Below are 6,000 nucleotides of genomic sequence, written 5' to 3'. Positions count from 1 at the left end.
ATCGGCGAGCCGCCTTCGAACCAGGGGCGCTGGAAGGTGCCGCCGCCGAAGGGATCCAGGCCGGTCCAGCAGAAGCTGTGCCAGTAGCACACCGCGAAGCGCAGGTGCTCCTCCATGCGCTTGCCCAGCACGATGCGGTTCTTGTCGTAATGACGGAAGGACAGTGCATCGGTGCTGTCGGGGCCACGGTAGGCGATTTGCGGGATGCTGTGGAAGTAACTGTTCATGTCAATGAAGTGTTGTATCGGCCAGCGTGGTCGCTCAGGCCGCGCCGGCGAGGGCCGGCATCGGCTTCAAGCGCTGGTAGATCTCGCGATAGCGCTGCAGGCGTTGCTGCAGCCGCTGGTGGCGCTGTGGTTCCGGAAGATGCCGGGCAGCGATGTCGGGTTTGGTGCAGACCTTCGCCTCGTCGCCGCCGGCCGCCAGCCAGCCGAGCCGCGCGGCGCCGAGCGCACCGCCGGCCTCGCCGCCGGCATGGACGACGATCTCGACGCCGAGGGCATCGGCAATCAGCTGTGCCCACAGGCTGCTGCGCGCGCCGCCGCCGACCAGCGACAGGCGCGTGACTTCGGTGCCGGCTTCCTGCAGGGCGGCCAGGCCGTCGGCCAGGCCGAAGGCCACGCCCTCGAGCACGGCGTAGGCACACAAAGCCCGCGTGGACTGGTGGTTCAGTCCAAAGAACAGGCCCTGGGCGAACGGGTCGTTGTGCGGCGTCCGCTCACCGGCCAGATAGGGCAGGAAGATCGGGGCGTCGTGCAGCGACTCGGCGGGCAGCGCCGCGAGTTCGCGCAGCAGCGCGGCTTCGTCGGCTGCGCCGCTGAGCTGCACGAACCACTTCAGGCAGCTCGCGGCCGACAGCATCACGCTCATCTGGTGCCAGCGTTGCGGCAGCGCATGGCAGAACGCGTGCACGGCCGAAGCGGGATTCGGGCGATAGCGGTCGTTGACGACGAACAGCACGCCCGAAGTGCCGAGGGAAATGAAGCCATCGCCGGGCCCGACCGCACCGATGCCGATCGCGCTGGCCGCGTTGTCGCCCGCACCGCCGGCGATCACGACTTCGGGGCCCAGGCCCCAGGCCCGCGCGAGTTCGGGCCGCAGCACGCCGCTGGGCTGGTTGCTCTCGACCAGGCGCGGCATCTGTGCGCGGCTGAGCTGGCAGGCCGCCAGCAGATCGTCCGACCAGTCGCGCGCCGCCACGTCGAGCCACAGGGTGCCGGCGGCGTCCGACGGGTCGGAGACCTTCTCGCCGCTGAGCCGCAGGCGCAGATAGTCCTTCGGCAGCAGGACGGTCTTGATTTGCGCGAAGACCTCGGGCTCGTGCCGTCGGACCCACAGCAGCTTGGGCGCCGTGAAGCCGGGCATCGCCAGGTTGCCGGCCACCGCGTGCAGGCCAGGCGCGCGTTCGGTCAGCTCGGCACACTCGGCGTGGCTGCGGCCGTCGTTCCACAGGATCGCTGGCCGCAAGACCTGGTCTTGCGCGCCGAGCAGCACGGCGCCGTGCATCTGGCCGGACAGGCCGATCGCGCGCACCTGCGCGAAGGCTTGCGCATGGTCCTGCCGCAGCCGGGCCACGGCGCTCTCGGTGGCTTGCCACCAGTCTTCGGGCGCCTGCTCGGCCCACAGCGGCTGCGGCCGAGAGACCGTGAGCGGCGCGCCGGCCTGGCCGACGATCCGCCCTGCCGAGTCGAGCAACAGCAGCTTGACTTCGGAGGTGCCCAGGTCGATACCGAGGTACATCAATCTTCCTGTGCGGTCTTGACGCTGAAGCCCGGAGAGATCAGCGGCCGGGTCAGGCGGTAGCGGGCCAGCGCGGCGGCGCCGACCGCGACCGCGTCGGCACCGAAGCGCGAGATCTGCACGACCGGCGGCTCGAGGTTGGCCGCCGAGGCATAGTCGTTGAGGGTCTGCAGCGCCGGGTCGAGGAAGGCATCGCCCAGGTCGACGACCGAACCGCCGAGCACGATGCAGGCGGGGTCATAGGCGGCGGCCAGGTTCTGCAGCAGCATGCCGAGGTAGCTGCCGGCCTTCTTGACGGCACGCGAGGTCTCGGCGTCGCGCTGGGCCAGCCGGTGCTGGATCTCGGCCACCGGTGCGGCGGGCAGGGTCTGCTCGCCGTTTGCGGGCAGGCGCAGGATCGCCCGCGGGCCGATCAGGGCTTCGGCGCAGCCCCGGCGGCCGCAGGAGCACAGCGGGCCGTCGAGCTGCAGCACGATGTGGCCGACCTCGCCGGCAAAGCCGCGGTTGCCCGTCAGCAACCGGTCGTCGACGATCACGCCGGCGCCGACGCCCTGGTTGACGCTCACGTAGAGCAGGGGATTGCGGGCTTCCGAGGTGTTGAATTCCAGCTCGCCCAGTGCGGCGACGTCCGCCTCGTTCTGCACGAACAGGGGCACGCCCGCCAGCGTCGACCCGCTGAGCTTCTCGGAGAGCAGGGCCTTGAAGGGCACGTCCCGCCAGCCGAGGTTGGGGGCGAAATGCAGCAGGCCGCTCGCCTCGTCGACGCCGCCGGGCAGGCCGACGCCGATGCCGATGATCTGGTGCCGGGCTTCGTCCAGCTGGCGGCGCAGCTTCAGCAGCGTCGTCGCGAGGCTGGCGATGCAGGCCTTGGCCGACCTGCCGGCCCCGTGGTTGGAGGACGCGGAAGCCAGGATCTCCCCAGTCAGGGAGGTGGCCACGACCCGCAGCGAGTCGATGCCCACTTCGGCGCCCAGCAGGAGCAGGCGCGAGGGATCGATGAACAGTGGCGTCGGCCGGCGGCCGAGGTCGCCGGTGGCGACGACCTCGCGCTCGAGCAGCCAGCCTTCGAGCAGCAGCTCGCGCACGAGCAGACTCACCGTCGACTTCGTCAGCCCGACGGCCGTGGCCAGATCGGCACGCGACAGCCCCGGGTGGGCGCACAGGTGGCGCACCAGCGCCATCCGGTTGATGTCCTTGAGCAACTGTTGGTTGCCGGCAGCCTCGACGGACAAGACAGGCCTCCTGATGGGTGTTATTTGAACGAGGTCTGCATGTTAGTTCGATCGTCGGACTAAATAAAGGCCGTGCAAACACCTAGACGCGGAATCGCCACGGGCGCGGCCGGCGCGGTGGCGCCGGCCGGTCAATCCTTGGATGCGGGCGGCCGCGCGGGGCGCGAGCTGTCGCGCACCACCAGTTCCACCGGAAGCAGGGTTTCGCTGGGCGAGGCGCCCTCGATCAGCGCGCGCACGGCCTCGCGCCCCAGCGCCTCCTTGTCCACCCGCACGGTCGACAGCGTGGGCTTGCTGCGCGAGGCGGCGGCGATGTCGTCGTAGCCGATGACGCGGATGTCCTCCGGCACCCGCAGCCCGGCCGCGGTGCAGACCTCGATCGCGTTGAGCGCCGTCTCGTCGTTGTAGGCGAACACCGCGTCCGGTCGCTTCGGCAGCGCCAGCAGCCGGCGCATCGCGTCCTGGCCGGCCTCGCTGTACTGCAGCGCCATGTCCAGGGTGACATCGAGGTCGGGATCGTGCAGGCGCTTGGCCTCGAACAGCGCCTTGTGGAAGCCCTTGGCGCGCAGGGCGACCGAGTGGTGCGACAGCGGCCCGAAGATCGCCGCCGGACGGCGGGAGCCGCCCTCCAGCAGGTGCCGCGTGGCCAGCCAGGCGCCATGCAGGTTGTCGTCGTTGACGCAGTGCACGCCGACCATGAAATGGTCGACCAGCACCAGCGGCAGGTCGCACTGGCGGATCGCCGCCATGGTCTCGCTGTCGATGTATCCCGCGGCCAGCAGCGCGTCGGATTCATGCCGGCGCACCTGCGCCGCGACGTCGTCGCCCGGCGCCACCGACATCAGGCTCAGCAGGACGCCGGCCTCGCGGCACGCGGCCTCCGCGCCATGCAGCACGATGGAATAGAACTGGTTCGTCGCGAGCGAGCCGATGCTGCGGTTGTACAGAAACAGGATGCGGCGCGGCTTGCCCGTCTGCAGGTGGCTGAGGTCGTAGTTCAGCTCGTGGGCGACGCGGATCACGTCGGCCCGCGTCTGCTCCGACAGCCCGGGCTGGCCCTTCAGCGCCCGCGACACCGTGCCGATCGACACGCCAGCGGCCTGGGCCAGTTCGCGGATCGTCACGCGCCGTTTCGTCTTGTCGGTCATGCCCCGAATCCAACCTGTCTCGTACTAAACATCGGCGGCGATTGTGACATCGGGCCCTCCCGTGCTGGCTTGACGCCGTCTTCCCGGGTGACCAGAATACCAGCGGTTTACTAAACAACGCAAACAACACCAGGTTGTTTCGATCCTGGCCCGACGCCATGCCCCTGAACGCCTCGCTGAACGCTACGTTGAACGCATCCTTGAACCGCGATGAACAGGCCCTGCTGGGGGCCCTGGTGTCGCCACCGGACGGCTCGCCGATGCGGCGTCGCGGCTTCGTCTTCGGCGCAGGCACGTCCTCGTACCAGATCGAGGGCGCGGCGCACGAGGATGGGCGCCTGCCGTCGATCTGGGACACCTTCTGCGCCGTGCCCGGCAAGGTGGCGCGTGCCGAGAACGGCGACGTCGCCTGCGACCACTACCACCGCTGGTCCGATGACCTGGATTTGCTGCAGGCGCTCGGCGTCGACGCGTACCGCTTCTCGATCGCGTGGCCGCGGGTGATGGACGAGGCCGGCCGCCCCAACCCGCGCGGCATCGACTTCTACAAGCGCCTGCTCGACGGCTTGGCCGAGCGCGGGCTGCGCGCCTTCGTCACGCTCTACCACTGGGACCTGCCGCAGCACCTCGAGGACAAGGGCGGCTGGCTCAACCGGGAGACGGCCTGGCGCTTCGCCGACTACGCCGACCTGATGAGCCGCGAGCTGGCCGGTCGCGTCGAGGCCTGGGCCACGCACAACGAGCCCTGGTGTGCCGCCTACCTCGGTTATGGCAACGGCCATCACGCCCCCGGGTACGACCAACTGCGCTGGGGCACGCAGGCCATGCACCACCTGCTGCTGGGCCACGGCCTGGCGCTGCCGGCGCTGCGCGCGAACGACCCGGCCGCGCAGGCGGGCATCGTGGCCAACGTCGGCCCGGCCTACCCCGACAGCGACACGCCCGCCGACCACGCGGCCGTCGACCTGTACGACGCCTACCAGAACCGCTGGGTGCTCGACCCCCTGCTGAAGGGCCAGTACCCCGAGGCGCTGTGGCGCTACTGGAAGGGCTGCGAACCGCTGGTGCTGCCGGGCGACATGGAGGCCATCGCCCGGCCGATCGACTACCTGGGGCTGAACTTCTACAGCCGCGCCGTCGTGCGCGCGAGCGGCGACGACAGCTTCGAGTGGGTGCACCGGCCCGACGTCGAGCGCACGACCATGGACTGGGAGGTCTACCCGCAAGGCCTGCAGGACATCCTCGAGGCCTTCCAGCGGCGCTACCCGAACCTGCCGCCGATCTACATCACCGAGAACGGCATGTCGAGCGCCGATGAGCTGCGCGACGGCCAGGTCGACGACGTGCAGCGCCAGTCCTACATCAAGCGCCACTTCGCCGCGTGCTCGCGTGCCATGGTCAACGGCGTGGACGTGCGCGGCTACTTCATCTGGTCGCTGATGGACAACTTCGAGTGGGCGTTCGGCTACGAGCGCCGCTTCGGCATCGTGCACGTGGACTTCGAGACCCAGAAGCGGACGCCCAAGCGCAGCGCGCTGGCCTATGCGGCCTTCCTGCACCAGCGTGCGCTGGCGGAAGCGGTGCCGCTTTAGCGGGCGGGCATCGCGCCGAAGTGCGTGCAGGTCGTTCGCACATGGCTCGCCAGCAGGCGCCGGCCCGAAGCGGTAGGGCTGGCGCGGGTCGGGGCACAGCTGCGGCCACTTGGTTTCGTTCTCGAGCACGAGCACACTGCATTCGCGTGCGGTCAGCGCGCGGTAGGCCGGGTCGTTGAAGCCGCTGGCGCGGCGCGGCGTGCCACCGACACCCAGGGTGCTGCCGAAGCGCAAGCCCTTGGCGCGTGCCAGCGCATCGAGCGGGGGTTCGGCCGCTGCGACCGGCGC

General features: G+C 70.1%; 4 protein-coding genes and 1 pseudogene. 1 reads left to right on the top strand and 4 read right to left on the bottom strand.

Features of this window, described 5'->3' with window-relative positions:
* The 4 genes and pseudogenes from VJ693_RS12205 to VJ693_RS12190 all read right to left on the bottom strand — a co-directional run.
* Positions 1-227, bottom strand: a pseudogene (locus VJ693_RS12205) (xylose isomerase); the annotation flags it as partial.
* A gap of 34 nt (positions 228-261) precedes the next feature.
* Entirely contained in the window at positions 262-1,740 is a 1,479-nt protein-coding gene (gene xylB, locus VJ693_RS12200) for a xylulokinase (protein ID WP_324154467.1), read from the bottom strand.
* Positions 1,740-2,972, bottom strand: coding sequence for an ROK family protein (locus VJ693_RS12195; protein WP_324154466.1), 1,233 nt, complete (start codon positions 2,970-2,972; stop codon positions 1,740-1,742). Before VJ693_RS12195 ends, xylB begins: the two co-directional genes overlap by 1 nt.
* A 131-nt stretch (positions 2,973-3,103) precedes the next feature.
* Positions 3,104-4,120 (bottom strand): LacI family DNA-binding transcriptional regulator, encoded by a 1,017-nt coding sequence (locus tag VJ693_RS12190; protein ID WP_324154465.1) that lies wholly within the window; start codon positions 4,118-4,120, stop codon positions 3,104-3,106.
* Between the two features lie 260 nt (positions 4,121-4,380).
* On the opposite strand from VJ693_RS12190, the gene VJ693_RS12185 reads away from it, so the two are divergent.
* Entirely contained in the window at positions 4,381-5,712 is a 1,332-nt protein-coding gene (locus VJ693_RS12185; RefSeq protein WP_414652270.1) for a GH1 family beta-glucosidase, read from the top strand.
* Positions 5,713-6,000: the final 288 nt, after the last annotated feature.

This window comes from Ideonella sp. (assembly GCF_035254525.1).
Taxonomy (GTDB): domain Bacteria; phylum Pseudomonadota; class Gammaproteobacteria; order Burkholderiales; family Burkholderiaceae_C; genus Ideonella.
The sequence above is the reverse complement of the archived record's forward strand: the minus strand, read 5'-3'. Positions and strand labels throughout refer to the sequence as shown.

Bases quoted from the DNA above. Each gene is read 5' to 3' on its own strand.
- xylB (WP_324154467.1), bottom strand. From the start codon at position 1,740: ATGTACCTCGGTATCGACCTGGGCACCTCCGAAGTCAAGCTGCTGTTG.
- VJ693_RS12190 (WP_324154465.1), bottom strand. From the start codon at position 4,120: ATGACCGACAAGACGAAACGGCGCGTGACGATCCGCGAACTGGCCCAG.
- VJ693_RS12185 (WP_414652270.1), top strand. From the start codon at position 4,381: ATGCGGCGTCGCGGCTTCGTCTTCGGCGCAGGCACGTCCTCGTACCAG.